23 protein-coding genes, 1 other RNA gene, 1 pseudogene and 1 CRISPR repeat array (1 of these 26 only partly in view) are annotated in these 25,216 nt (G+C 44.0%); of the genes and pseudogenes, 24 read left to right on the top strand and 1 reads right to left on the bottom strand.

From position 1 onward, the window contains the following. Nucleotides 1-15 precede the first annotated feature (15 nt). From eno to KAH19_RS01025, 9 genes are all read left to right on the top strand, one after another. Nucleotides 16-1,302: a phosphopyruvate hydratase gene (gene eno, locus KAH19_RS01065; protein ID WP_210684772.1), complete on the top strand. Its 1,287-nt coding sequence runs from the start codon at nucleotides 16-18 to the stop codon at nucleotides 1,300-1,302. Between the two features lie 166 nt (nucleotides 1,303-1,468). Then, nucleotides 1,469-1,699 carry a preprotein translocase subunit SecG gene (gene secG / locus KAH19_RS01060; protein WP_210684771.1) on the top strand — a complete coding sequence of 77 codons (231 nt, stop codon included), beginning with the start codon at nucleotides 1,469-1,471 and terminating at the stop codon, nucleotides 1,697-1,699. A 115-nt stretch (nucleotides 1,700-1,814) separates the two neighbouring features. Next, on the top strand, nucleotides 1,815-3,815 hold the full coding sequence (locus tag KAH19_RS01055) for a sodium-translocating pyrophosphatase (RefSeq protein WP_009145825.1): 2,001 nt from the start codon (nucleotides 1,815-1,817) through the stop codon (nucleotides 3,813-3,815). 189 nt (nucleotides 3,816-4,004) lie between these two features. Further along, nucleotides 4,005-4,478, top strand: a complete 474-nt coding sequence (gene tnpA / locus KAH19_RS01050; protein ID WP_210683796.1) for an IS200/IS605 family transposase — start codon at nucleotides 4,005-4,007, stop codon at nucleotides 4,476-4,478. 473 nt (nucleotides 4,479-4,951) lie between these two features. Next, nucleotides 4,952-6,178 carry an S-layer homology domain-containing protein gene (locus KAH19_RS01045; protein WP_210684770.1) on the top strand — a complete coding sequence of 409 codons (1,227 nt, stop codon included), beginning with the start codon at nucleotides 4,952-4,954 and terminating at the stop codon, nucleotides 6,176-6,178. A gap of 160 nt (nucleotides 6,179-6,338) precedes the next feature. Next, the gene (locus KAH19_RS01040) at nucleotides 6,339-6,611 is read left to right on the top strand and encodes a hypothetical protein (RefSeq protein ID WP_210684769.1); all 273 of its coding nucleotides are present in this window, start codon (nucleotides 6,339-6,341) and stop codon (nucleotides 6,609-6,611) included. Continuing rightward, entirely contained in the window at nucleotides 6,595-6,873 is a 279-nt protein-coding gene (locus tag KAH19_RS11015) for a DUF4160 domain-containing protein (protein ID WP_210684768.1), read from the top strand. The genes KAH19_RS01040 and KAH19_RS11015 overlap by 17 nt, the downstream gene beginning before the upstream one ends. 131 nt (nucleotides 6,874-7,004) lie before the next feature. Further along, the gene (locus KAH19_RS01030) at nucleotides 7,005-7,217 is read left to right on the top strand and encodes a hypothetical protein (RefSeq protein ID WP_210684767.1); all 213 of its coding nucleotides are present in this window, start codon (nucleotides 7,005-7,007) and stop codon (nucleotides 7,215-7,217) included. After that, entirely contained in the window at nucleotides 7,189-7,797 is a 609-nt protein-coding gene (locus KAH19_RS01025) for a zeta toxin family protein (protein ID WP_210684766.1), read from the top strand. Before KAH19_RS01030 ends, KAH19_RS01025 begins: the two co-directional genes overlap by 29 nt. A gap of 103 nt (nucleotides 7,798-7,900) precedes the next feature. On the opposite strand, the gene tnpA (KAH19_RS01020) is transcribed toward KAH19_RS01025, so the two are convergent. Further along, on the bottom strand, nucleotides 7,901-8,374 hold the full coding sequence (gene tnpA / locus KAH19_RS01020) for an IS200/IS605 family transposase (RefSeq protein ID WP_210684765.1): 474 nt from the start codon (nucleotides 8,372-8,374) through the stop codon (nucleotides 7,901-7,903). Between the two features lie 359 nt (nucleotides 8,375-8,733). On the opposite strand from tnpA (KAH19_RS01020), the gene KAH19_RS01015 reads away from it, so the two are divergent. The 15 genes and pseudogenes from KAH19_RS01015 (at nucleotide 8,734) to cas7c (ending at nucleotide 24,807) form a co-directional block, all read left to right on the top strand. Next, nucleotides 8,734-9,474 carry a carboxylesterase gene (locus tag KAH19_RS01015; RefSeq protein ID WP_210684764.1) on the top strand — a complete coding sequence of 247 codons (741 nt, stop codon included), beginning with the start codon at nucleotides 8,734-8,736 and terminating at the stop codon, nucleotides 9,472-9,474. 28 nt (nucleotides 9,475-9,502) lie between these two features. Next, nucleotides 9,503-9,964, top strand: a complete 462-nt coding sequence (locus tag KAH19_RS01010) for a PaaI family thioesterase (RefSeq protein WP_009146157.1) — start codon at nucleotides 9,503-9,505, stop codon at nucleotides 9,962-9,964. A 10-nt stretch (nucleotides 9,965-9,974) separates the two neighbouring features. Beyond that, a complete protein-coding gene (gene rnr, locus KAH19_RS01005; protein ID WP_371816690.1) occupies nucleotides 9,975-12,338 on the top strand; it encodes a ribonuclease R in 2,364 nt (787 codons plus the stop codon). A gap of 2 nt (nucleotides 12,339-12,340) precedes the next feature. Further along, nucleotides 12,341-12,808: an SsrA-binding protein SmpB gene (gene smpB, locus KAH19_RS01000; RefSeq protein ID WP_009146155.1), complete on the top strand. Its 468-nt coding sequence runs from the start codon at nucleotides 12,341-12,343 to the stop codon at nucleotides 12,806-12,808. 110 nt (nucleotides 12,809-12,918) lie between these two features. Beyond that, nucleotides 12,919-13,268, top strand: a transfer-messenger RNA (tmRNA) gene (gene ssrA, locus KAH19_RS00995). Between the two features lie 326 nt (nucleotides 13,269-13,594). After that, on the top strand, nucleotides 13,595-14,275 hold the full coding sequence (locus KAH19_RS00990) for an RNase H family protein (RefSeq protein ID WP_210684763.1): 681 nt from the start codon (nucleotides 13,595-13,597) through the stop codon (nucleotides 14,273-14,275). A 159-nt stretch (nucleotides 14,276-14,434) separates the two neighbouring features. Beyond that, nucleotides 14,435-14,683 (top strand): annotated as a pseudogene (locus KAH19_RS00985) (DUF1653 domain-containing protein); the annotation flags it as partial. A 66-nt stretch (nucleotides 14,684-14,749) separates the two neighbouring features. Beyond that, on the top strand, nucleotides 14,750-15,400 hold the full coding sequence (locus KAH19_RS00980) for an MmcQ/YjbR family DNA-binding protein (RefSeq protein ID WP_210684761.1): 651 nt from the start codon (nucleotides 14,750-14,752) through the stop codon (nucleotides 15,398-15,400). A 17-nt stretch (nucleotides 15,401-15,417) separates the two neighbouring features. Further along, nucleotides 15,418-16,251, top strand: a complete 834-nt coding sequence (locus tag KAH19_RS00975) for a deoxyribonuclease IV (protein ID WP_210684760.1) — start codon at nucleotides 15,418-15,420, stop codon at nucleotides 16,249-16,251. A gap of 36 nt (nucleotides 16,252-16,287) precedes the next feature. Beyond that, nucleotides 16,288-17,601, top strand: coding sequence for a M18 family aminopeptidase (locus tag KAH19_RS00970; RefSeq protein ID WP_210684759.1), 1,314 nt, complete (start codon nucleotides 16,288-16,290; stop codon nucleotides 17,599-17,601). 136 nt (nucleotides 17,602-17,737) lie between these two features. Beyond that, on the top strand, nucleotides 17,738-19,063 hold the full coding sequence (locus tag KAH19_RS00965; protein ID WP_210684758.1) for a hypothetical protein: 1,326 nt from the start codon (nucleotides 17,738-17,740) through the stop codon (nucleotides 19,061-19,063). Nucleotides 19,064-19,147: 84 nt separating this feature from the next. Next, the gene (gene cas3 / locus KAH19_RS00960; RefSeq protein ID WP_210684757.1) at nucleotides 19,148-21,292 is read left to right on the top strand and encodes a CRISPR-associated helicase Cas3'; all 2,145 of its coding nucleotides are present in this window, start codon (nucleotides 19,148-19,150) and stop codon (nucleotides 21,290-21,292) included. Between the two features lie 219 nt (nucleotides 21,293-21,511). Continuing rightward, nucleotides 21,512-22,168, top strand: coding sequence for a type I-C CRISPR-associated protein Cas5c (cas5c, locus tag KAH19_RS00955; protein WP_210684756.1), 657 nt, complete (start codon nucleotides 21,512-21,514; stop codon nucleotides 22,166-22,168). Then, a complete protein-coding gene (cas8c, locus tag KAH19_RS00950; protein WP_210684755.1) occupies nucleotides 22,165-23,916 on the top strand; it encodes a type I-C CRISPR-associated protein Cas8c/Csd1 in 1,752 nt (583 codons plus the stop codon). The genes cas5c and cas8c overlap by 4 nt, the downstream gene beginning before the upstream one ends. Further along, a complete protein-coding gene (cas7c, locus tag KAH19_RS00945) occupies nucleotides 23,917-24,807 on the top strand; it encodes a type I-C CRISPR-associated protein Cas7/Csd2 (protein ID WP_210684754.1) in 891 nt (296 codons plus the stop codon). Nucleotides 24,808-25,024: 217 nt separating this feature from the next. Next, nucleotides 25,025-25,216: a CRISPR direct-repeat array (repeat unit 19 nt; unit sequence AGGGAGCGAGGATTGAAAT) (it continues 5,012 nt past the right edge of the window).

Raw genomic sequence — 25,216 nt, 5'->3', positions numbered from 1 at the left:
ATGAGGTGATAAGAAATGGCAATGATTACTGAAGTTTACGCTCGCGAGATTCTGGATTCCCGCGGCAATCCGACCGTAGAAGTTGAAGTATGCCTGGAAGACGGCGCTATGGGACGCGCTGCTGTTCCTTCTGGCGCATCTACCGGCGTACACGAAGCTGTAGAGCTGCGTGACGGCGACAAAGAGCGTTACCTGGGCAAGGGCGTTACCAAAGCAGTTGATAATGTTAACGACATTATTGCCGAAGCAATTATCGGCTTAGACGCAACCCGCCAAACCGAAATTGATGAGCTGCTGGTTCGTCTGGACGGCACTCCGAACAAAGGACGCCTCGGCGCTAACGCTATCCTAGGCGTTTCCATGGCTGTAGCTAAGGCTGCTGCTGCTTCCGTAGGCCTGCCGCTGTACCTGTACTTAGGCGGTGTTGCTGCCAAAGAGCTGCCTGTACCGATGATGAACATTTTAAACGGCGGCGAGCATGCAGATAACAACGTTGATATTCAGGAATTCATGATTATGCCGGTTGGCGCTAAATCCTTCAGCGAAGCACTGCGCATGAACGCTGAGATTTATCATAACCTGAAGGCTCTGCTGAAGGAAAAAGGCCTGAGCACTGCTTTGGGTGATGAAGGCGGTTTTGCACCGAACCTGAAATGCAACGCAGATGCTATCGAGGTTATTCTCGAAGCAACCGAGCGTGCAGGCTATAAACCCGGTAAAGACATCGTTATGGCAATGGACGTTGCTTCCAGCGAATTCTATGTAGACGGCAAATACAAAATGACCGGCGAAGGCGTAGAAATGACCAGCGAAGAAATGGTTGATTATCTGGCAGGCCTGTGCGAGAAATATCCTATTATCTCCATCGAAGACGGTATGGCAGAGGATGACTGGGACGGCTGGAAGAAGCTCACCAAAAAGCTGGGCAAAAAAGTACAGCTTGTTGGCGACGACCTGTTTGTTACCAACGAAGAGCGTCTGGTTCAGGGCATTGAAAAGGGCGTAGCAAACGCTATTCTGATTAAAGTAAACCAAATCGGTACCTTGACCGAAACCTTCAACGCTATCGAAACTGCAAAACGTGCAGGCTATACCTGCATCATCTCTCACCGCAGCGGTGAAACCGAAGACACCACTCTGGCAGATATTGCTGTTGCTGTAAACGCTGGCCAGATTAAAACCGGTGCTCCGGCTCGTACCGACCGTGTTGCTAAATACAACCAGCTGCTGCGTATTGAAGAGGATCTCGGCAAGGCTGCAAAATATAACGGCATGAAGGTATTCTACAACATTAAAAAATAAGCAGACAAAGCTTTCTGATTTGCTGTAAAAGATGAGGTGAGAGCTCTGACTCTCACCTTTTTCTTTATTTAGGGCGCTTTTGTAAAATATTTTGCAAAAGTAGATTGTAAGAGTACGCCTTTTATGGTAAAATACTATGGTACAAAAATATGAGGAGGTAAGCTCTGTGATTGAAACTGTCTTGATGGTTCTTGAAGTTATCGTTTGCATAGCACTCATTGGCGCAGTTCTGCTGCAGTCCGGAAAAGGCGGCGGTATGGGCAGTACTTTCGGCGGCAGTGACGGTGCTTTTTTTGGCAAGGGCAATGATCTGGATACACTCATGGCGAAGGCTACGATTTATTTAGGTGTTGCATTTGCTGTTATTACATTGGCGCTGGCAAAAATCAACGCTTAAGGCTGACGGGATTTTCCTGTTTTCCGCACTCATCATGTTACCAAGAGTGCAACCGCACTCTTAAAATTTTAAATTTTTTTATAAAAAGAAAGGGGTTTGGGTCTTGAATTTCTTAATGATCTCCATTGTTGTCGGCCTCATTGCACTCGCAGTTGCACTGATGCTGAGCAGCGCAATCGGTAAGGCTCCTGCTGGTACAGCACGTATGCAGGAAATTGCCGGTTACATCCACGAGGGCGCTATGGCGTTCCTGTTCCGCGAATACAAAGCACTGTCTGCTTTCGTAATCGTTGTTGCTATCGTAATTTCTATGTTCTTATCTCCGCTTACTGCAGTATGCTTCGTTGCAGGTGCAGTATTCTCCGTATGTGCAGGCTACATCGGCATGACCGTTGCTACCAAAGCTAACGTTCGTACTGCTGCAGCTGCTCAACATGGCGGCATGCCGGAAGCTCTGAAAATTGCTTTCTCCGGCGGTGCTGTTATGGGTCTGGGCGTTGTTGGTCTGGGTATCGTTGGTGTTGCTGCTGCTTACATGCTGTTCGGCAACATTGATATCGTTACCGGCTTCGGTCTGGGCGCAAGCTCCATTGCATTGTTCGCTCGTGTTGGCGGCGGTATCTACACCAAAGCTGCTGACGTTGGCGCTGACCTGGTAGGTAAAGTTGAAGAAGGTCTGCCTGAGGATGACCCGCGTAACCCGGCTACCATCGCTGATAACGTAGGCGATAACGTAGGCGACGTTGCAGGCATGGGCGCTGACCTGTTCGAATCCTATGTTGGTGCTATCATCTCCGCTATTACCCTGGGTGCTGTTGCATATCCCGGCGGCGAAGGCATTATGTTCGTATTCGAGCTAGCTTTCGCTGGTATCATTGCTTCCCTGATCGGTGTATTCTATGCTCGCAGCAGCAAATCCACCAACCCGCAGGCTGCTCTGAACCATGGTACCTATGTTGGCGGCGTAATCGTAATTGCTGCTGCTTACTATCTGTCCACTTCCATCTTCGGTAACACTGCTGCATTCGTAGCTATTGCTTCCGGTCTGGTAGTTGGTCTGTTAATCGGTAAAATCACCGAAATCTACACCTCTGCTGATTATGCTTCCGTTAAGAAGATTGCTGAGCAATCCGAAACCGGTCCGGCAACCACCATCATCTCCGGTCTGGCTGTTGGCATGTATTCCACCTTCCTGCCGATGATCTTCATCTGCGTTGGTGTAATCCTGGCATTCTTCACCATGGGCGGTGCTAAAGATGCAGGCATGGGCCTGTTCGGTATCTCCCTGGCTGCAGTTGGTATGCTGTCCACCACCGGTCTGACCGTAGCAGTTGACGCTTATGGTCCTATCGCTGATAACGCTGGCGGTATCGCAGAAATGTCCGAGCTGCCTCCTGAAGTACGTGAAATCACCGATACCCTGGACTCCGTTGGTAACACCACCGCTGCTATCGGTAAAGGCTTCGCTATCGGTTCCGCTGCTCTGACTGCTCTGGCTCTGTTCTCTGCTTATGCACATACTGTAGGCCTGAAAGCAATCGACCTGCTGAACCCTGTAACCCTGATCGGTCTGTTCATCGGTGCAACCCTGCCGTTCGTATTCGGTGCTATGACCATGGAATCTGTTGGTAAAGCTGCTTACCAGATGATCGAGGAAGTTCGTCGTCAATTCCACGAAATCCCCGGCCTGCTGGAAGGCAAAGCTAAAGCTGACTACCAAAAATGCGTAGACATCTCCACCGCAGCTGCTCTGCACGAGATGATTATGCCTGGTGTTATCGCAATCGTTGCTCCTCTGCTGGTTGGCTTCCTGTTCGGTACTGAAGCTCTGGGCGGCCTGATTGGCGGCTCCCTGGCTTCCGGCGTACTGGTTGCAATCCTGATGGCTAACGCTGGCGGTGCATGGGATAACGCTAAGAAGTTCGTAGAAGCTTCCGGCCGTAAACATACTCCGGTGCATGATGCAACCGTAGTAGGCGATACTGTAGGTGACCCGTTCAAAGATACTTCCGGACCTGCAATGAACATCCTGATCAAACTGATGACCATTGTATCCCTGGTATTTGCTCCTGTACTGGCAGCAAATGGCGGCATCCTGCTTGGCCTGTTCAAATAATTTTATAGTTAAGCTATAATCCACGCTGCTGCAGCATTAGCTGCAGCAGCTTTTTTGTATACAAAAACCCCGCCATTGTGGCGGGGTTAAAAAGAGCTTAAGCGGTGAGCAAAGAAAAGAAGCTCCTAATGTGATAATATACTAATGACCTGCCAGTCAAAGTAAAAAACACATTAGGAGGACATTAAAATGCCGAAAAAGCAAGATAATATCGTAAATAGTTTAGCACATACCAAGTGGAATTGTAAGTACCATATAGTATTTGCGTCAAAATATCGTAGAAAAATTTTTTATGAAGAAAAAAGATTGGCGATAAGGGATATATTAAGAACAATATGCGGATGGAAAGGAGTAGAGATAATAGAGGGAGAAGTATGTCCAGATCATGTACATTTGTTGTTAAGTATCCCGCCCAAAATGAGCGTTTCGTATTTCGTAGGATACTTAAAAGGAAAAAGTAGTCTGATGATGTTCCAACGGTTTGGAAATATGAAATTCGCATATCGAAATCGCGAATTTTGGTGTAAGGGATACTATGTAGATACAGTAGGTAAAAATACTACTGCAATAAAAGAATACATAGCAAATCAATTGGAGCGAGATAAAGAAATGGACCAGTTAGTGTTATTTGATCCTAAAGACCCATTTATGGGTAGCAAGTAATAATTGCATGGCTGGCAGGCCAATAAAAGACACATTTATGTGTGGCTGCTGAAGATAGGGCTATGCCCGAAAAATAAAAGCCACCCGCTAGGCGGGTGGATCTTTACTGTTGTGCTTATGCTGTAATACAGCTTTTTGATAAATTTATACATTTGTAGGCAAATGCTTTTTACTTTAAAATACAAGTGTAACAGTAAAACAAAATTCAAGTAAAATCAATAACAGATTAACAGAAAAAAACTTGCGCTAAATGTTGATGCATGGTATAATGCAACTATCAGCAAGAAAAAGATGTGGTTTTCTTACTGATTACTATTGCTTTATAAATCATTGCTATGGAAAAACCGGCAAAGGATGACAGAGGAAACAAGGCAACTCTTGAGCGGAATTTGCGGGAGACTCCGGAAGGTGATTTGTAAAAATATAATATTAGCAGTCTGATAATACTGCTACTTCCTGAGGAGGAAACAACAATGAAAAAATCCTTAGTACTCGCTATGGCTATGGCACTGGGCGTAACCGCTTCTGCTTATGCTGCAAATCCGTTCTCTGATGTACCTGCTGGCCACTGGGCTTATGACAGCATCAACAAACTGGCTGCTGCTGGCGTAATCGAAGGCTACGGCGACTCCACCTTCGGTGGCGACAAACTGATGACCCGTTATGAAATGGCTCAAATCGTTGCTAAAGCTATGGCTAAAGGCGCTAACGTTGACAAACTGGCTGCTGAATTCGCTGACGAACTGGACAACCTGGGCGTTCGCGTTGCTGCTCTGGAGAAAAAAGCTGACAACGTTAAAATCACTGGTGAAGCTCGTTATCGTTATTGGGATAATGACTACAACACCAAAAAAGATGGTTCCACCGACGCTCTGCGTTCCCGTATCTGGGTTAAAGGCCAAGTAAACGATGACTGGTCTTACACTGGTATGCTGGAAAATATCCAATCTTTCCAACACAGCAATTCTGGTGAAGAAACTACTAAATTCCAACGTGCTTATGTAAATGGTAAACTGGGCGGTTTGGCTGTTCAAGCTGGTCGTTATGGCTTCACCGATTTTACCGGCGGCAACATCTATGATACTCGTATGGATGGCGGCCAAGTTGCTTACGGCAAAGATGTAAAACTGACGCTCGGCGCTGGTAAAGCTGCTGATGCTGCTTTTGCACCTTCTACTGCTACCAAAAACGATGGTAGCAAAGCTGACAACCTGTACTATGCAAACCTTGCTGGTAAAGTTGGCGTAGTTGATGCTAACGTTGGTTACTACAAATTTGAAGATGTTACCAAACTGTCTGATGATGACAGCATTTGGACTGTTGGCGTTGCTTTCCCGGTTCTGAAAGACCTGAAACTTGGCGCAACTTATTTGGCATCTGATTATGACAAAAATAATGCTGATGACGACGGCTATGTAGTATCTTTGGACTACAAAGGTGCTAAAGCTGGCGTAGCTGGTACTTGGGGCATCTTCGCTAAATACTATGACCAAGGCGTTGGCACTTACATTGCTCACACCATGAATGGTGCAATTGGTGAATTTGACATTGCTGAAGATGGCTTCAAAGGATATCAAGTTGGTGCTAACTACACCTTCGCTAAGAACATCGTTGGTCAAGTTGAATACTATGACCTCGAAGCTAAAAAAGGCTCCAAAGAAGCTAAGACTTTCTACGGCCAAGTAAACTTCATGTTCTAATTTGACTTTACGTCAATCCGCTGAAAAGCAAAAAATCGCATATGCATAAATTAAAAGAGGACGGTGCGCACCGTCCTCTTTTTGTGTGTTGATAAAGGAATAAATCTCTTGCTTTTTGATACACTTTTGTGTACACTTAGACTAAAAGGAGGGGATTACTTTGATGTATCCGTTTTTAACCTTAGACGATAATACAGAAATTGTACATTCCGAGATGCGCAGTGATGGAACTGTAAAAGTTTACATTGAAAAGCCCGATGCCAAGGATTGCTTTCATCATGCTACGTGTTATTTACCAGATTATAAGTGGGAAGATATATTTGGTTTTTCACAAGAAGAAATAGATAAGTATCAGGAAATTATTGAATCAACAGCGCATTTAATTATGCAATTTGCTCAAGAAGGTGGGTTCGATAATGCCTCAGGTTTTTAAGATAGGCTCTTACTGGGTTTATTTTTGGACCAACGAAAATGAACCATTAGAGCCTATACATGTGCATGTCTCTCAGGGTTCGCCTAGAGCTAATGCTACAAAAATTTGGATTACAAGGGCTGGAAAGTGTTATTTGTGCCACAATAATTCACATATTCCTGAGCGAGTTTTGAAAAACATTATGTCTATTATCGAAGCAAGAAGCCAAAGTGTTGTAAATAAGTGGCAAGATTATTTTGGACAAGTGAGATATTTCTGCTGATTTTAATAATGTCACAAGGAGAGGACGGTGCGCACCGTCCTCTTTTTGCATACGCAAGATAGCTTTTGACTTTTTTGCTGAAATACAGTACTATGTAAGTAGGATAGTGTGTTTAGAAAGGTTGGTGTCTTATGAGTCAACAAAAATATATTTCTGACGAGCAGGTTGTAAAACGTGCTAATTGTGCCGTAAAAATTGCATTAGAAAAGAAACGTGCTATGGATGTGCCTATTTTTACATATGATAGGGAAACGCAGAGTATTTGTGTAATTGGCAGTGATGGTAGCAAAACTCAGGTATGTAGGAGATATAATCATGGACGCTATAGCGAAAGAGTCAAATAAAAAGCCGGAGATAATTGTTTTTGCTGGACCAAACGGTTCCGGTAAGAGTACTTTTACAGATTTATTAAAACCACCTGTTGACTATATTAATGCTGATGAAATCAAGAAAAATTTAAAATGCGATGATTTGACTGCAGCGCAAATTGCTGAAAAGCAGAGAGAGGATCACTTGAAAAATAGAGAGGACTTCTGTTTTGAAACAGTTATGTCTACACCTAGAAATTTAAATTTGCTGCAACGAGCTAAGGACGCAGGTTATTTTATACGTTGTTACTATATTTTAACTGTTGACCCTTTTATTAATGTTTATCGAGTAAAATCTCGTGTCGCAGAAGGTGGTCATGATGTGCCGGTCGAGAAAATAATCGAACGCTATGATAAGGCTTTGGCTCAGGTTGGTGATATTGTTTATGTTGCAGACGTTTGCCATATATACGACAACTCGACAGAGCATCCTTTTCGTATTTTCAAAAAACGCAAGAGTGAGGAATTTTTTGACGTTTGCGATGAGTGGCATCAGGAAGATATTAAGCTTTTAACTGGTAGCGAAAATATGCAGTATAAAAACTTAAATAAGTAAAGATCCACCCGCCTAGCGGGTGGCTTTTATTTTTCGGGCATAGCCCTATCTTCAGCAGCCACACATAAATTTGTCTTTTATTGGCCTGCCAGCCATGCAATTATTACTTGCTACCCATAAATGGGTCTTTAGGATCAAATAACACTAACTGGTCCATTTCTTTATCTCGCTCCAATTGATTTGCTATGTATTCTTTTATTGCAGTAGTATTTTTACCTACTGTATCTACATAGTATCCCTTACACCAAAATTCGCGATTTCGATATGCGAATTTCATATTTCCAAACCGTTGGAACATCATCAGACTACTTTTTCCTTTTAAGTATCCTACGAAATACGAAACGCTCATTTTGGGCGGGATACTTAACAACAGATGTACATGATCTGGACATACTTCTCCCTCTATTATCTCTACTCCTTTCCATCCGCATATTGTTCTTAATATATCCCTTATCGCCAATCTTTTTTCTTCATAAAAAATTTTTCTACGATATTTTGGCGCAAATACTATATGGTACTTACAATTCCACTTGGTATGTGCTAAACTATTTACGATATTATCTTGCTTTTTCGGCATTTTAATGTCCTCCTAATGTGTTTTTTACTTTGACTGGCAGGTCATTAGTATATTATCACATTAGGAGCTTCTTTTCTTTGCTCACCGCTTAAGCTCTTTTTAACCCCGCCACAATGGCGGGGTTTTTGTATACAATGAAAAGAGGACGGTGCGCACCGTCCTCTTTTTGCTACATTCCGATGTATAAAACCTCTCAAAAACACCAATTACATACATTGCAATGTATGTAGTTGGTAAAAATTGATGCTTTTCTACATCGCAATATATGAAGTTCTTGCAAAATCAAAGCATGCTGTAATCAGTATGCTTTTTTTATGATATAATATAAATTAGTATAGAATAATTTTGAGGTGAAGCTTGTGCGGATAATTGAAGGTGCAGAATCATTTCTGTTGGAAGGAAAAAATAATAAGGCGGTTTTGCTCTTGCATGGTTACACCGGTGCGCCGTCGGAAATGCGTCCGCTGGGTGATTATCTGCATGCGCTTGGCTATACTGTGAGCTGTGTGCGCCTTCCCGGCCACGGTACGAGCATCAAGGACCTGGAGGCAAGCACCGCGACGGATTGGTATGCTGCTGCCGAAGCGGAATGCCTGGAGCTGCTGGCGCGTTTTGACAGCGTTTATGTGGCAGGCCTTTCGATGGGCGGACTGCTGGCCATCAAGCTGGCAGCAAAGCTGCCGGTGAAGAAGGCTGCCTTTATTTCGGCACCGATTTTTGTGCAGGATAAGCGTGCGCCGCTGTTGGCGTTCTTGCGCTTTTTCATCCACTATCTGCCCAAGCATAAGAAGAATTATCAGGAGCTGCAGGAATATTGCATCTCCTATGCCAAAATGCCGACGAAGCCGTTGATGAGTCTTTTTAAGATGCTTAATGAATGCAAGAATAAGCTGCTGGCAGAAATCAAAATCCCCTGTTTGATTTTGCAGTCGAAAACAGAGCATACCGTGCAGCCGCGCAGTGCCGAATATATCTATAATAAATTGACTGCAGCCGCCGGCAGAAGGCTGGTATGGTTTGAGCATAGCGGGCACATTCTGACGCTGGACCGCGAGCATGAGGCAGTTTTTAAGGAAATCGCCGATTTTTTTGCGGAATAAAAGGATATTGAAGGGTAAACGAAGAAATATGGATAAGTCACTGTTGAATAATAACGAATACAGCTGGTGCTTTGCCTGTGGCAAGGATAATCCCAGCGGATTGCATATGCGGTTTGAAATTGATGACGACAAATGTACAGCGTATTTTACGCCGCGCCGGGAGCACCAAAGCTACCCCGGTCGTATGCATGGCGGACTTGTTGCCGTACTGCTTGATGAGGTAACAGGCAATTATCTTTTTGCCAAGGAGGGCAAGCCTTCCTATACGGCGAAGATTGAAATCCGCTACCGTCAGCCGTTGGCGATAGGTGAAGAGGTTGTCTGCACCGGACGTGAGCTGAAGCGCAAGGGGCGTATGGTTGAGATGCAGGGTACAATCTGCAAAAAGGACGGTACGCTGTTGGCGGAATGTCTGTCGAAGATGATGATTGTGGATGAAACGCCGCAACCGTCACGCAAGCTCGCCGCAGGCGAGGGTGAAGAAGAATAGAGGTAAAATTATGCAGACGAAGGATATACGTGAAAAAATATTAAATTTTATGCGTGAAGAAAGCTATGCACCGATGACCTCGGAGGAGCTGGTGGATGCGCTGGGGCATGATGTTAATCCCAATAAGTTTTGGGACGAGCTGCTGGCGCTGGAGCAGAACGGCGAGATTATCAAAACACGCTTTGAAACATATGGCCTGCCGGAGAAAATGGGCCTGGTTGCAGGACGCTTTCAGCTGACGAGCAAGGGCTTTGGCTTTGTTATTCCGGATAACAAGGGTGACAGACCGGATGTGTTCATTCCGCCGCGTGCTTTGCATGGTGCGATGAACAATGACCGCGTGCTGGCGCGTGTGAATAATGCGGCGCAGGGCAAAAAGCCTGAGGGTGAAATCCTGCGTATCATCACGCATGCTAATAATAAAGTTGTAGGCGTTTTCCACCAGACCGGTGATTTCGCCTTTGTAACGCCTGACGATAAGCGCATCGGTCAGGATGTATATGTTATGCGCAAGCATTTTAATGGTGCGAAGGACGGTCAGAAGGTAGTAGTAGAAATTACCGAATGGCCGCAGGAGCACCGCAAGGCAGAAGGCAAAGTTACCGAGGTTTTGGGCAATATCGGTGATGTGGGTTTGGAAATTCTGTCGATTATCAAGCAGAATGATTTGCCGCTGACCTTCCCTGATGAGGTGCTGGAGGCTTCGCGCAAGGTGCCGAAGTCTATTAAAAAGAGCGAGCTGGCCGGACGTCGTGACCTGCGTGAGCGCACTGTCGTAACCGTCGACGGCGAGGACGCCAAAGACTTGGACGATGCTGTTTATGTAGAGCAGATTAACGATAACGAATACCTGCTGGGCGTTTATATTGCGGACGTCAGCTATTATGTTACCGAGGACAGCGTGCTGGATAAGGAAGCAAGAGAGCGCGGCACAAGCGTTTATCTTGTCGACCGCGTACTGCCGATGCTGCCGGAGCGTCTGTCGAACGGCATCTGCAGCCTGAATGCAGGTGAGGACCGTTTGTCTATGGCCTGCGAGATGCATATCGATAAAATGGGCAAGGTGCTCAGCTACGAGATTTTCCCGGCGGTTATCAATGTCCGTCATCGCCTGAGCTACAATATTGTGCGTGCAATTTTGGCAGGCGACAAGGAGATGTGCGACAAGTATGAGGACATTTTGCCGATGATTGCCCGCATGGATATTCTGCGCCAAATTTTGCATGACAAGCGTGCGCGCCGCGGTGCTGTGGACTTTGATTTGCCGGAACAGAAGGTTATTCTGGACGAAAAGCTGCATCCGATTGAGATTGTGCAGCGCATCCACGGCAATGCGGAGTCTATTATCGAGGAGTTTATGCTGGCGGCTAACGAAACCGTTGCGCAGCACATGTTTAATCAGCACTGGCCGTTCATCTACCGCGTGCACGATATTCCGAACGAGGAAAAGATGCAGGAGTTCGCTAAGCTGCTGGCAAACTTTAATATTAAATTCATTCCTAAGGAAGAAACGGAGCCGAAGGATATTCAGCAGGCCGTGAAGGAAATCGCCGGCCGTCCGGAAGAACGCCTGGTAACAACAGTAGCGCTGCGCTCCATGAAGCAGGCAGTTTACCAGACGGATAACATCGGTCACTTTGGCTTGGCGGCGAAGTATTATACGCACTTTACCTCGCCGATCCGCCGTTATCCCGACTTGATTGTGCACCGCCTGCTGCGTGCCTGGATGACCAAGCCCACACTGAAGGAAGCAGACGCCGAAAAGCTGGGTGATAAGCTGGACGTTATTGCCGACCATTCCTCTATTCGCGAGCGTGCGGCAGCGGATGCGGAGCGTGCAACCGTTGACCTCAAAATGTGCGAATATATGGCAGACCATATCGGCGAAGAATTTGACGGCGTTATTTCCGGCGTGACGGCTTTCGGTATGTTCGTTGAGCTGGAAAACGGCGTTGAGGGCCTGGTGCATATTTCCAGCCTGATGGACGATTACTACGAATATTACGAGGAGCGTTATGCGCTCGTCGGTACGCACAGTGGTCACACCTATCGCCTGGGCGATAAGGTACGCATTGAGGTGCTGCAGGTAAATATCAGCGACGTGAGCATCGACTTCATCATGGCAGGGGAGAACGCAGGCGTGCGTGAGCACATCCGCCAGCAGCTGCTGATGAAGCAGAAGCCGAGCAGCGGACGCAGTTCGCAGAGCATCGCTATTAGTGCGGAAACGCAGAAGAAAAAGCACAAGGGTGCGAAGAATAAAGAGGCCGGACGCCGCAGCGCTAAGCACGGCAAGCCTGCACCGAAGAGCAGTTCTAAAGGTGGCAGCAAATCCGGCAAAAAGAGCAGAAAAAAGAATAGGAAAAGCAGATAATTATGGCAGAACAAAAGATTAAAATTATAGCAGAAAATCGTAAGGCACGCCATGACTTTACCATTTACGAAACCTTTGAGGCAGGCATTGCGCTGACCGGTACGGAGGTAAAGTCCCTGCGTGCGGGCAAGGCAAATATGAAGGACAGCTATGCGCAGGTAACACGTCAGGCGGAGGTCTTTGTGTATAATCTGCACATCAGTCCTTACGACCATGGCAACATCTTTAACCATGATCCGCTGCGCAGCCGTCGCCTTTTGCTGCACCGTGCGGAGATTAATAAGCTCATCGGCAAGGTGAAGGAAAAGGGCTATGCGCTTGTACCGCTCAAGCTGTACTTTAAGCATGGTCTGGTGAAGATGGAGCTGGCGCTGGCAGTAGGCAAGAAGCTGTACGATAAGCGTCAGGATATGGCCAAGCGCGACGCTAAACGCGAGATGGAGCGCGCGCTGAAGGACAGGAATCGCTGATAGACGGGTGAATTCACAAATTCTTCATGCACAGTGATTTGACTTTTTGACTAAAGTATAGTAAAATATCATTGTAGCGTATCGGCTCTTTCACCGATATATTCCAATTTGGGGATGTACTGGTTTCGACGGGGGTAGGTGCGGTATGATAAGCGAGCCGTGGTTCCATCTGCACGATAATCGGTGGGCACGTTTAAATATAAACGCTGAACAAGAATACGCTTTAGCAGCTTAATCTGCTAACTGTCTCTGAGCCTCCTCCCGCGGGTGAGGAATGACAGTCAATTGTGGGATACCTTAAGGCTGATTCCTATAGGCTTTAAGGGAAACTCTTTAGGATAGCAATGTGAAGGCCCGTCGTCAGGCAATCGCAGCGCGAAACAAAGTATGACGTCTGCGCTCGGAGAAAGTTGTATGGCAATATTTTCGGACAGGGGTTCGACTCCCCTCATCTCCACCAGAATTAGTCCAATCGTGACAGTTGATTGGTGGAATAAAAAGCAGAGGATAGTGTATGACAGCACTATCCTCTGTTTTTGTTTGCAAGCTGTTTGATGTATGGCGGTTATTTACCTATAACAGCACGAGGATAATGTACTTTCGCGGTACGTTGTCCTCTTTTTTGTTTTTAGGATGAATTTAAGCATCAGTGATGCAAAATTTTTATTCTATAGCTTTTTTATGAGAGCAACGACAGTTTCTGTCCATGACGTCATATATAATTTACTTATAAGATTCCTTAAATGAAAAAACAGCACTGAATATATAAAAAGGAGCGGATATATTATGACGAAGAAAGCCTTGAAAAAGCAATTAAAGAAGCAGCTGAAAAAAGCTGCCAAGCAGGAAGCAAAAAATAAAAAAGCTATAAAATTACTCAAAAAGCAGTTGTCGGTCTTTGAAGCAAAGTCAATGAGTTATTTGGAGCGGCTTTTTATGAGCAATGTGGATTATCCGGTAGATGATTTCAGTGCTATTGCCTATGTTGATGCAAGCTATAGCGATACTGGGCGTTTTGGCTCTATCGGTATAGTACTGCTTACAAGCAGCGAGGTTATTCAGTATTCGGAGATCCCGGAGAATTTGGAGGACTGCGCTCTTACCTCCACTAATCATGAGCTGCTTGCTGCAGCTAAGGCAATTAAGATGGCCAAGGAAAGACACATCAAGAATCTTATTATTAAGCATGATAATAGTTCCATCGGTGAATTGGCTAAAAGCCATTCTGTAAGCAAGACAAGCATGGAGGAATGGTACAAGCAATTAGTTATGAAGCATAGAGAAAAGATGAGCATAACTTTTAAAAAGGTCAAAGGACATTCCAAGGAGTATTTTAATGAGCTTGCTGATAGATTGGCATATAAAGCGATGAAGGCGGAGCGTGTGAAGCGCGCTAATACACCGCTGTTCTTTTCCCTGGGCGATAAGTTTCAGGAGGCTTTGGCTAAGGTAAAGATTTGCGGTTAAATATTATACATACTTGTTTAATTTTATCTTGAACTGCTTGTCTTTGGAAAACACATTTAGAAGAATTATTAACCTCGGAAGCACGTGGCATATAAGCTGTATTTTGTAGTATAATTATATAAACAAAATACGGAGGTTAATACCATGACTAGAGAAATGCATATGGGCGACATTGTGCGCCATTTTAAAAGAGAAACTGTCGAAAATCCTACGACGGAATACTTATATAAAATACTGGCCTTTGCCGAGCACACGGAAACAGGCGAAAAGCTGGTGGTGTATCAGGCGCTGTATGCTCCGTTCAAAATTTGCGCTCGTCCTTACGCTATGTTTATGAGCGAGATGGACCGCGAAAAATATCCTGCAATTAAGCAAAAGTACCGCTTTGAGGTTGTGACGGAGTTCTGATTGTGGCAGACTGATTAGCTGATTGGCTGCCGGGGTTGCTGATTTTGTTTGCAGGGGAGAACGGAAATGCTTTATCCGATTTTAGAGCAATATGATGTTGATATAAAAAAGGCGCTGGCCTACGGCTTTGTGCAGGAGGGCGAAGGGCTTACTCTGCGTAAGGTGTTGCCGGAAACGGAGTTTTACGCTGTCGTTACGCTTGCAGGCAAGGCCTTATCCGTAAATGTTATGGAACGCGATACGGATGAGGAGTACCTGCCCTTTAACGTTGCCGATAACATCAGCGGTTACGTGATGAGCGTGCGCGAGAAAGCAGAGGCATTACTGGAAGAAATAAAAACGCAGTGCCTGATAAAGAGCAACGTTAAGCTGCAGCTGATGGATTACTGCTCGCAGCGCTTCGGCACTGTACCCGACGCTCCGTGGCCGGAAACGCCGGAGAATTTTACCTTTAAGACGGCGCGGAGAAATAAATGGTACGCTTTGTTTATGACGATTCCCTATAAAAGCTTGGGCATAGCGAAGGCGGGGAAGGTTGATGTTTTGAATATTAAGCTGCCGCCGGCAAAGATTGAGCAGCTGGTGGACAGGCAGCATTTTTATCCTGCGTATCATATGAATAAAAAGCATTGGCTGACGGTAATGCTGCAAAAGGATGCAGACATTTCGTTGGTGCAGGAGCTGTTGGCGGAAAGCTATCAGCTGGTGGAAAAATAGCAAAGGAGATTGAGCAAGTGTTACATATAGGTTGTCATTTATCCTCATCGAAGGGCTTTCTGGCGATGGGAAAAACGGCGCTGTCTATCGGTGCCGATACGTTTCAGTTTTTTACGCGCAATCCGCGCGGAGGCAAGGCGAAGGCCGTTAAACCCGAGGACGCGGTGGCGTTGAACGCTTTGATGCGGGAGCATAATTTTGCGCCCATTCTGGCACACGCACCGTATACGATGAACCCCTGTGCAGCGGACGAAAAGCTGCTGGAGTTTGCACAGATGGTGATGGAGGGCGATTTGGCGATGCTGGAATATGTGCCGGGGAATATGTATAATTTTCATCCCGGCAGCCATGTGAAGCAGGGCGCTGAGGTTGGCATAGAAAAAATAGCAGCGCTGCTCAACAGTGTGCTGCACAAGGATTTGCATACCACGGTTCTGCTGGAAACGATGGCCGGCAAGGGCACGGAGGTTGGCCGCAGCTTTGAGGAGCTGGCAGCTATTTTGAGCAAGGTGCAGCTTAACGAGAAGATGGGCGTCTGCCTTGATACCTGTCATATTTTTGACGGCGGTTATGATATCGTTAATGATTTGGACGGCGTACTGGCGCAGTTCGATAAAATTATCGGCCTGGAGCGTTTGAAGGCTGTGCATCTGAATGACAGCCTGAATATCTGCGGCAGTCATAAGGACAGGCATGCGTGCATCGGTGCAGGCAACATCGGTCTGGAGGCGCTGACGTCGGTGATTAACCATCCGGCGCTGCGCAGCCTGCCGTTTTATTTGGAAACGCCGAACGAGCTGCCGGGCTACGCTGCGGAAATCAAGCTGCTGCGTGAGCGCTTTGCAGAGTAATATACCAAGAATTTTTGCAAGAGGTGAAAGATAGAAATGGCTTATACGGAGCTGAATGCGAAGCTGTGTGCTTTTTTGGATAAAACGCCTAACAGCTTTTTCGCGGTGAAAAATATTAAGGAGGAGCTGGCGGCGCATGGCTTTACCGAGCTGCAGGAAAACAGCAGATGGCAGCTGCAGGAAGGCGGCAAATATTATGTGAGCCGTAACGGTTCGGCACTGCTGGCCTTTGTGATTCCGCAAAAGGCTTACCTGGGCTTTCAGGTTTACGCCTGCCATTGCGATTCGCCGGCGTTCAAGCTGAAGAATAATGCCGAAATTGTGGTAGACAAAAAGTATGTGAAGCTGAATGTGGAAAAGTACGGCGGCATGCTGCTGAACACCTGGCTGGACAGGCCGCTTTCCGTTGCCGGACGCGTGCTGTGCAACGTTGACGGCCGCTTAGAAGCGCGCCTTGTTAATGTTGAGCAGGACCTGATGATGATTCCGAATCTGGCAATCCACATGAACAGGGAAGCCAACGATGGTGTTAAGCTGAACGCGCAGACGGATATGCTGCCGCTTATCGGCAGTGCTGCAACTAAGGACGGCCTGCAGAAGCTGTTGGCGGAGGCCTGCGGTGTTACCGCAGAGCAGATTGTAGATACGGAGCTTTTCCTTTACAACAGAATGCCTGCGACTACCGTGGGTCTGGAGCAGGAATATGTTGCCGGCAGCAGGCTGGATGACCTGCAGTGCGTGTTTGCAGGATTGCAGGGCTTTTTGGCGGCAGAAGCAGGCGAGAGTGTGCCGGTATTCTGCATGCTGGATAACGAAGAGGTTGGCAGCGGCACGAAGCAGGGCGCGGCGGCGACCTTCTTAAAGGATGCGCTGCAGCGCATCAATATGGCACTAGGCAGGGACGAGGAGGATTATCTGGTGTCCCTGGCCAACAGCCTGATGCTTTCGGCGGACAACGCTCATGCGGTGCATCCCAATCATACGGATAAGAACGATCTGACGAACAAGACCTATCCTAATGAGGGCGTAGTTGTCAAATACAGTGCTAACCAAAAATATACTACGGACGCGGTATCCGGCGCGCTGGTGCAGCTGCTGGCTAAAAATGCGAACGTGCCGCTGCAGCTTTTCTATAACCGTTCGGATATGGCAGGCGGTTCAACCTTAGGCAATATCTCTACAAGCCAGGTAGCAATCAAATCGGTGGATATAGGCCTGGCGCAGCTGGCGATGCATTCCGCCTATGAGATGGCCGGCGTTAAGGATACGGCGTATCTGGCAGAGCTGGCGCAGGCATTTTTTGCCGCCGCTGTGGCGGAGGCTGCCGACGGAACGTACTTCCTGAAATAATAATTTAATATGTATAGATATAGGGGCATAGCAGATGCTGGTGACAGGTCTGCTGTGCCTTTGCTATTAGTTGCGGGCGTTTCGGCGTGGTGATATACTGAGCTTAGGAAGATTCATAAGCGAAAGTGGTGATTATATGTTGCAGGCAATACGCAGATTATCTAAAACTCATCTTGTAACGCTGGTAGTCTGCCTGCTGGCGGTGGGCGGCGCTGTTTATTTCTTTTTGGCGCAGCGTGCAAGCCGTCATGCGGCGGAGCTTTTTAATTATTATATGGCAAAGCAGCAGGTGCTGACAGGCACGGTGATGGCCGAGGAGCTGCGCGCCGATATCTGGGGCAATGTATATTTTAAAAACCTGACCTGGGATTCGCCGGAGAACGAACGCCTGGTGGATGTGCCGGAGGGACGCATCAAAATTAAGCCGAAGGACATCATACTGCGCATAGCAGGCATTGATACGGTGCAGGAGGTTGAGCTGCACAATGCTTATATTCATCTTGGCTTTGATGATAAAATGCGCCTGGATATCCTGCAGAATAAAAAGACGGCGGAGGAAAAAATTCTGCTGGACGAGGTGCCTATGGAAAAGCGCCATCTGCAGATTAAGGGCAGACTGCCGAATATTAAGCTGATTTTGCATGATACGGTGCTGTCAGCGGAATATAAAAAGCGTAATTTTATTTTGAATGACGTGGAGGGAACGGCGCAGATACATGAGCATCAGCAGTTGGAGCTGCATCTGGCGGCAGGACGCTACGGCGGCAGCATTGCAGGCAAGGGACTGAATATTGACGGCACCTGCGACCTGAAGGGGGAGCAGAAGGTGAATATCAACATCTGCCTGTATGATGTTATTCCGGATTCGCTGGGCATGAAAAATGTTAAGGATGCGATGACGGTGACCGGGCAGATGACCGGCAGCCTGAAAAAACCTGTGATTGATGGTGCACTGGCGCTGAAGGAGCTGCATCTGAACGATTTGTATTTTACGAATATCGACGGCACCTACCATTATGAAAATGCGCTGATAACCTTTCACGATGTAACAGGCAGTATTTTCGGCGGCACCTTTGATGCTATCGGCCTGTATCATTTTGATAATCGCTATTACAAAATCGACGTTGACGGCAAGGATCTGATGGCTTCGCTGGCTGCCAAAAGCAGCAAGATAAATACGAGCGTTGATTTGAAGATTAAGTTCCGCAACGAGGGACCGCATGGCAATAATTTGGTATACGGCAGCTTTTCTACGGGTAAGGGAACGTACATGGTGGTGCCGTTTTTGAGCCTGCGCGGCAGCTTCAGCGACCAGAGCGGTGAGCTGGCGTTCAGTAATGTGGAGATTGAAACCAAGGTGGGCACGTTTGAAAGCGATGTCTTTAAGATTGTGGACGGCAAATTGCAGCTGGGCGAGATTTTCCTGGCGAACGGCGAAGGCAGGCGGATACGTGTGAGGTAGGAGGGAGGAGAACGTTAGTTTTATGGAGAATTTTCTAAGTGAGTATATGAGGAAAAACTTTTGATATTAGGAGGATAAGTAAAGATGAAGTATATTGGACATAGAAGTGATGATGGCGAAAATAGAGAACAAGCTCTCTTTGAACATTTGAATGGAACAAGTACTTTATGTGCTGAGTTTGCCAAAAAATTTACAATGGAAGAAATAGGAAAGCTGCTAGGCTTATATCATGATGTTGGAAAGTATTCTATTGGTTTTCAGAAACGAATTCAACAGAATGGACCCAAAGTAGATCATTCAACTGCAGGGGCACAATTACTTGGAAGATATTTTTTACCATTCGCTTTTTGTATTGCAGGTCATCATAGTGGTTTAATGAATCTTGGCGTTAGAGGCGATATTAATAACGGGACTTTGGTAGCCCGTATGAGAAAGGTATTAGGAGGAAATTTAGATTATAGTGTCTTTAAAAACGAATTGCCTGAATTAAATGTAAACAGAAAACTGTTTCCAAATTTTAATGATACATTTTCAGATATGTTTTTCACAAGAATGCTATTTTCCTGTTTGGTAGATGCTGATTTCTTAGATACGGAAAGGTTTATGCGACCTAATACTCTGAAGAGAGGAGAGTTTTCTGATTTAGAAGAGCTATACAAACGATATAATGCCTATATCATGGCTTGGGGTAATCCTACAAATAAATTGAATGAAAAACGTACGGAAATTCGTGAAGAATGTATTAATGCAGCTCATGGTCAAGAAGGCATTTATACGTTAACTGTTCCTACTGGTGGCGGTAAAACAATCGCGTCGCTTGGTTTTGCTTTAGAGCATGCTATGCAATATAAAAATAAAGAACGTATTATCTATGTGATTCCTTATACTTCCATTATTGAGCAGACCGCTGATGTTTTTCGTTCTATCGTAGGAAGTGAGAATGTAGTTGAACATCATATGAATGTTGATTATGATGATGCAGAATTTAGTGATAATAAACAAAAAGAAAATGAACGTAAAAAGTTGGCAACAGAAAATTGGGATGCACCGATTATTGTAACGACTAATGTGCAGTTTTTTGAATCATTATATGGCAATAAAACGAGTCGTTGTCGTAAGTTGCATAATATTGCTAACAGTATTGTGATTTTTGATGAAGCACAGATGTTGCCTAATGATTATTTAATTCCTTGTATGCGAGCTATAGGGGAATTAGTAAGTAATTATCATGTGACTGCGGTATTGTGTACAGCAACGCAGCCTAGTTTGAATAAATATTTTACTGAAGATGTACAACTACATGAAATTTGTTCTAATGTAGATGATTTGTATGATTTTTTTAGGCGTGTTCATTATGAAAAGACTGATTTTGAGGACACAGAAGCTTTGGTTGCACAACTTAATATACATAAACAGGTATTATGTATTGTTAATTCTAAAAAAGCTGCACAGAAAATTTTTGATGGCTTGAACGGAGATGGTTGCTATCATTTATCAACTTTTATGTATCCGCAGCATAGACGAAAAATCTTGGTTGAAGTTAGGGAACGACTTAAGAATAATTTGCCGTGTAAGCTTGTAGCTACCAGTCTTGTTGAAGCGGGTGTCGATGTGGACTTCCCGGTAGTTTATCGTGAAATTGCCGGCTTAGATAGTATAATTCAGGCAGCCGGCAGGTGTAATCGTGAAAATAAAAGGCTGTTAGAAGAGAGTATTGTTTATATATTTGAAATTAAGAATGATGATACTAAAATTCCCAGTTTTATAAAATTGCCAAGAGAAATTACGCAAATGCTTTTACAAGAAGTTGATGATGTTTCATCTACTGCGGCAATAAAAAAATATTTTGATCTCTTGCATGAATACAAAGGTGAGAGTTTGGATGCACATAATATTATGAAGATGTCTGATAAAGAAATGCTGTTTAAAGATATTGCTTCGGATTTTAAGATTATAGGTGAAACTGGTCGAGGAGTTTTTATTCCAAGTGATGATGTCAGCAAGAAGTTGTTGGAACAACTGCGTGCTGGCGTATGTAACCGTTCATTGATGAGAAAAGCAGGACAGTATATAGTAAATGTTTATGAAAATCAATTTCTTAAGTTGCAAGGAGCAGGAGTTATTGATGTTATTGACGAAAACATTAATGTATTGGCTGATATGAGTATTTATGATGTCCATAAGGGATTGATAGTAAATATTGATGATGGTGTTGGCGTGTTCTTTTAACTTAAAAAACAAATAGAGACGGAGATACCCGTCTCTATTTGTGTGATTGCTACAGTAGCACAACAATATTTCTATCCACATGAAAAAAATCATGACAATAGTATACTAACAAAAACAAGTTTTTTATGCAAGCTTTTTTGAGATGAGTTGACAAAAGATAATATTGGGTATAAAATTAACTCAGAAGCACAACAATGAAAAATTAAAGGCGGTGATAATGTGAGTATTAAATTAGAGGTTTGGGGTGATTATGCATTGTTTAGCAGGCCTGAACTTTCTGTAGAAAGAATGTCTTATGATGTAATTACTCCATCGGCTGCACGTGGTATTTTGGAAAGTATATACTGGCACCCGGGTATGTGTTGGCGAATAGACAAAATCTATCTGCTTAGCCCTGTTCGTTTTACTAATATAAGACGTAATGAAATTAGCTCAAAAGCAAGTGGTAGTAATGCTTGTAGAGTTATTAATGGTGCAGATGGAAAAGACTTATATATCAATACAAAAACTAAGGGAGAAATTCAGCAGCGTGCGTCAATGGTACTCAAGGATGTGCATTATGTTATCGAAGCGCATTTTGAAATGACGGATAAAGCTAATGCAGGCGATAATCCTGGTAAGTTTCAGGATATAATCAAGCGACGCATTACTAAAGGCCAATGTTACCATACACCATACTTTGGTTGTAGAGAATTTCCGGTGAATTATCGTATGTATGATTTTAACAATGTGCCTACGATTGCTGAAAATCGTGATTTAGGATTGATGCTCTATGACATGGATTATAGCGATTTAAATAACATCAAGCCTATGTTTTTTAGAGCTGTATTTGTCAATGGCGTAATAGATCTTACGCAATGTGAGGTATACAAATGATACTGCATGCATTAGTAGATTATTATGAGGCTTTAGCTGCTAAAGGCAAGGTTGCGAAACCTGGTTGGGGAACTGCTAAAATATCTTATGCGCTGAATATTGATAAACAGGGAAGGTTACTAAATCTTTTTTCTTTGAAAATTCCTAGGCAAAAAGGCAAGAAAACAGTCGAAGTACCACAGAATATCTTACTGCCGGAAGCGCCGAAACGTACTTCTGACATTGAGGCACAATTTTTGTGGGATAATGCAAAATATGTTTTGGGGCTAGATGTTAGTGGTAAAGCTAGTCGCAGTAAGAAATGCTTTGAGACAATGGCGCAAAAATGTCAGGAAATATTAGCAGATGCTGTTGGTGAAAAAGCAACGGCACTAAAAGCATTTTTTGCAACTTGGAAACCGGAATTAGCGTATGAAAATATACTTTTGCAGCCTTACATGGAAGATTTACTGGGTTCAGCTAACCTGATGTTTAAGGTTGATGGCGAAAGTGTAGAACAGGATGAAGAAATAAAACGGGCGTGGGATTCTTATAAAAGCCAGCAAGCTACGAATGTAGCTAAAGAAATATGTTTGGTTACAGGCAAGACTGCTCCCGTTGCTCGTCTGCATCCTAATATAAAGGGATTATATGGGGCAAAGTCATCTGGTGCGTCATTTGTAGCATTTAATGCTCCTGCTTATGAATCATATGAGCATAAGCAGGGCGACAATGCACCGGTCAGTGAGTATGCTGCCTTTGCTTATACAACAGCATTGAATACGTTGTTATCAAATGACAGAAATTATCTGCGTATTGGTGATATGACTGTTGTCTTTTGGGCAGAAGGAGCAGATGAAGACAATGAAAATGTTTTGAACGATATTTTTAGCAGTGCTAATGCGATTGTCAAAGACAAGGATATTAAGGGCTTTTTTAAAAAAGTTCGAATTGGTGAGCCGTTTGAGATTAGTGATTTTACGGTTAAACCGGATAATAAGTTTTATATTTTGGGGTTGTCGCCTAATGCTGCGAGAATTTCAGTACGATTTTTCTTTACCAATACCTTTGGTGATTTTATTAAGAATTATGAAAAATATTTTCGTGAATTTGAAATCATCAAACCGGTTTTTGATAACAGAGTAAGTATACCATTATGGCAAATTTTGCAGGAAACGGCTAATAAAAATTCCAAAGATAAGGCTGCTTCACCATTGTTGGCGGGTGCTGTCTTACGTAGCATTTTAAGTGGTACAAAATATCCTGAAGCTTTGTATCAGAATACAATTTTACGAGCAAAGGCTGATCAGGATAATCCTGATAAAAATATTACCAAAATCAGCAGAATCAAAGCAGCAATAATTAAGGCTTGTTTGATAAGAAATTACAAATATAATGAGGAGGTTATTACTGTGGCATTGAATAAAGAATGTAAAAAAGTACCTTATGTGTTAGGAAGATTATTTGCAGTATTTGAGGATTTGCAGAAAAAAGCTAATCCAGGTATTAATAGTACTATAAAGGATCGCTATTTTAATTCTGCATGTGCCAATCCTAGCATGACTTTTCCGCTGTTGACTAAGCTGGCCAATACGCATTTGAAGAAAATTTCATCACAAAAAGGCACTGTAAAAGATTTTGAAAAGTTGATTGGTGAACTTATGAATAAGATTGAAATAGAAAATAATGCAATGCCTGATCGCTTAAGTTTGCCGGAACAAGGTGAATTTGTTCTCGGATATTATCATCAGAAAAAGGAGGAAGAATAAATGGCTGAAGTAATCAAAAACAGATATGAGTTTACAATTTTGTTTGATGTAGAAAACGGTAATCCGAATGGTGACCCGGATGCAGGCAACATGCCGCGTATTGATCCTGAAACTGGTTATGGTATCGTTACTGATGTTTGCCTGAAACGCAAAATCAGAAATTGTGTCGAGACGATGTGCGAAGACAAAGAAGGCTATAAAATCTATATTAAAGATGGTGTGCCTCTGAATGAAAGCGATAATACTGCATATATTGCGTTTGGCACTGATGAAAAGAAAATTAAGGAATTAAAAAAAGACGATCCTGAAATTGATAAGAAAATTTGCCAATTTATGTGCAATAATTTCTTTGATATTCGTACTTTTGGTGCAGTTATGACTACATTCGTAAAGGCTGCTTTGAATTGTGGTCAGGTTCGCGGTCCTGTGCAGTTGGGCTTTGCTCGTAGTATTGATCCGATTGTGACACAAGAAGTTACAATTACCAGAGTTGCTATTACAACTAAAAAGGATGCAGAAAATAAGAGCACAGAAATGGGCCGTAAATATATTGTTCCGTACGCATTATACCGTGTAGATGGTTATATTTCTGCAAATCTTGCACGTAAAGTAACTGGATTTAGTGAAGATGATTTGACTTTATTGTGGCAGGCAATTATCAATATGTTTGAATACGATCATTCTGCTGCTCGTGGCAATATGGCTGTACGTGAGCTTATAGTATTTAAGCACGCTACAGAACTTGGTAATGCTCCTGCATACAAGTTGTTTGATACTGTTAGTGTTAAGCGCAAGGAAGGAGTTATTGCTGCCAGAAGTTATAATGACTATGACGTTGAAGTTGCAGAAAATAAACTTCCTGAAGGCGTAAGCTGCACACGTATGATTTAAGCTTATTTCTTCTGTGAGCAATTAGTGTTTGTGTGATTTAGGTTCTTGGTGCGAAGTTATATGGAACATAAAATTTAGCTTAGGTTCGCAACTTGAGCTAGAATGGGAAAGCTATAAGTTTTCTCACATCAAAATAAAATTTATAAGGATTTGAATTTAGCTAGTTCGCAAAAAATGCTTGATTTAAATGAATAGAGAAGTAATTTGTTTTGATGCTGTCGCTCCCGCGAGGGAGCGAGGATTGAAATTTGCGTCAAAGTCAGTTTTCCAAGGTCCTTTATGTCGCTCCCGCGAGGGAGCGAGGATTGAAATTTATATTATCACTCTTTTCAAAGGTGCAGACGCAAGGTCGCTCCCGCGAGGGAGCGAGGATTGAAATACCGAGATACATCAAAACGAAGTCCTCATG

It is taken from the genome of Phascolarctobacterium sp. Marseille-Q4147, from assembly GCF_017968825.1.
GTDB lineage: Bacteria > Bacillota > Negativicutes > Acidaminococcales > Acidaminococcaceae > Phascolarctobacterium_A.
Note: the sequence above shows the minus strand (reverse complement) of the source record. Positions and strands in the feature narration are given on the sequence as shown.

What these genes read in the sequence shown, in the direction of transcription:
- KAH19_RS01030 (WP_210684767.1), top strand. Translation starts at nt 7,005, where the DNA reads ATGAGTCAACAAAAATATATTTCTGACGAGCAGGTTGTAAAACGTGCT.
- tnpA (WP_210683796.1), top strand. Translation starts at nt 4,005, where the DNA reads ATGCCGAAAAAGCAAGATAATATCGTAAATAGTTTAGCACATACCAAG.
- cas7c (WP_210684754.1), top strand. Translation starts at nt 23,917, where the DNA reads ATGGCTGAAGTAATCAAAAACAGATATGAGTTTACAATTTTGTTTGAT.
- KAH19_RS00970 (WP_210684759.1), top strand. Translation starts at nt 16,288, where the DNA reads ATGGCTTATACGGAGCTGAATGCGAAGCTGTGTGCTTTTTTGGATAAA.
- KAH19_RS01025 (WP_210684766.1), top strand. Translation starts at nt 7,189, where the DNA reads ATGGACGCTATAGCGAAAGAGTCAAATAAAAAGCCGGAGATAATTGTT.
- smpB (WP_009146155.1), top strand. Translation starts at nt 12,341, where the DNA reads ATGGCAGAACAAAAGATTAAAATTATAGCAGAAAATCGTAAGGCACGC.
- KAH19_RS00965 (WP_210684758.1), top strand. Translation starts at nt 17,738, where the DNA reads ATGTTGCAGGCAATACGCAGATTATCTAAAACTCATCTTGTAACGCTG.
- KAH19_RS01055 (WP_009145825.1), top strand. Translation starts at nt 1,815, where the DNA reads ATGATCTCCATTGTTGTCGGCCTCATTGCACTCGCAGTTGCACTGATG.
- KAH19_RS00990 (WP_210684763.1), top strand. Translation starts at nt 13,595, where the DNA reads ATGACGAAGAAAGCCTTGAAAAAGCAATTAAAGAAGCAGCTGAAAAAA.
- eno (WP_210684772.1), top strand. Translation starts at nt 16, where the DNA reads ATGGCAATGATTACTGAAGTTTACGCTCGCGAGATTCTGGATTCCCGC.
- rnr (WP_371816690.1), top strand. Translation starts at nt 9,975, where the DNA reads ATGCAGACGAAGGATATACGTGAAAAAATATTAAATTTTATGCGTGAA.
- KAH19_RS00980 (WP_210684761.1), top strand. Translation starts at nt 14,750, where the DNA reads ATGCTTTATCCGATTTTAGAGCAATATGATGTTGATATAAAAAAGGCG.
- KAH19_RS11015 (WP_210684768.1), top strand. Translation starts at nt 6,595, where the DNA reads ATGCCTCAGGTTTTTAAGATAGGCTCTTACTGGGTTTATTTTTGGACC.
- cas3 (WP_210684757.1), top strand. Translation starts at nt 19,148, where the DNA reads ATGAAGTATATTGGACATAGAAGTGATGATGGCGAAAATAGAGAACAA.
- KAH19_RS01045 (WP_210684770.1), top strand. Translation starts at nt 4,952, where the DNA reads ATGAAAAAATCCTTAGTACTCGCTATGGCTATGGCACTGGGCGTAACC.
- cas8c (WP_210684755.1), top strand. Translation starts at nt 22,165, where the DNA reads ATGATACTGCATGCATTAGTAGATTATTATGAGGCTTTAGCTGCTAAA.
- KAH19_RS01010 (WP_009146157.1), top strand. Translation starts at nt 9,503, where the DNA reads ATGGATAAGTCACTGTTGAATAATAACGAATACAGCTGGTGCTTTGCC.
- tnpA (WP_210684765.1), bottom strand. Translation starts at nt 8,374, where the DNA reads ATGCCGAAAAAGCAAGATAATATCGTAAATAGTTTAGCACATACCAAG.